The organism is Pseudoalteromonas sp. S3178, assembly GCF_005886985.1.
Lineage (GTDB): Bacteria > Pseudomonadota > Gammaproteobacteria > Enterobacterales > Alteromonadaceae > Pseudoalteromonas > Pseudoalteromonas carrageenovora.
The window spans coordinates 1-222 of sequence record NZ_PNCW01000188.1 but is presented as its reverse complement, the minus strand read 5'-3'; the positions used below and the strand labels follow the sequence as shown (position 1 = coordinate 222).

The window sequence follows — 222 nt, the reverse complement described above, 5'->3', positions numbered from 1 at the left end:
ACCAGGCGCTACCGTTAAGTTGAAAAAACTAAGTCCCGTGCAAATGCAAAGCGGTGAGAACAAAGCCCAACTGCAAGCACAGCTGGAGTCACTACAACAATCACTTAGCGACTTAAAGCAGCAGCGTGAAGTAGCAGCTAACGTCGCTGAAAAGCAAAAAGAGCGTGATGCGCTTTATGATGAACTAATGGCAACGGAAGCGGCCATGAAACGCTTTGAGCA

General features: G+C 47.7%; 1 protein-coding gene. It reads left to right on the top strand.

The window, feature by feature from the left end; translation table 11 throughout:
- A partial coding sequence (locus tag CWC11_RS20555; protein ID WP_138684158.1) for a hypothetical protein occupies nucleotides 1-222 on the top strand: 222 nt, incomplete at both ends.